Here is a 543-nt window from a genome sequence, read left to right on the forward strand (position 1 = left end):
CGCCCGTTCCTGTCGATCGTTACGCGGACGCAAGGAAAACGGCCACATTGCCTGGTGGAGCTGCTTACCGCACTGGCGGGGCAGGAGGACCGCGACTTTGAATTACTGATCGTCGCGCACAAAGTTTCCGTCGCACAGCAAATTATCATTGAACAGACGATTGAAGACTGCCCGGAGTGGCTCCGTCGCCAGATCCGTTTGCTGCGGGAGTATGAAGGCAACCGCAGCCGCCCACTCAACGCCGGGTTTGCGGCGGCCCGTGGCCAGTACATCGCCATCCATGATGACGACGATCTGCCGTTTGCCCATTGGGTGTCGACGTTCCGCGAGCTGGCCGAATCCAGCCCTGGCGCCGTCCTGCGCTCCGTATCGGCCCGCCAGGACACCGATATTGTTGAGGTGAACGGCAGAAAAGCCGTACGGGCCACCAGTACATTTTCCCCCTACCCAGCTGAATTTGACCTGATCAGTCACCTGAGCGGAAATTCGTCGCCTAACAACACCCTCGCCTTCCCGCGTGGGGTCTTTCACGATCTCAACCTG

General features: G+C 59.7%; 1 protein-coding gene. It reads left to right on the top strand.

Translation table 11 applies throughout. From position 1 onward, the window contains the following. The coding region (locus tag AC6A67_RS07150) for a glycosyltransferase family 2 protein (RefSeq protein WP_498035862.1) at window positions 1–543 on the top strand (543 nt) is incomplete at both ends.

This window comes from Camelimonas sp. FR25, assembly GCF_059740505.1.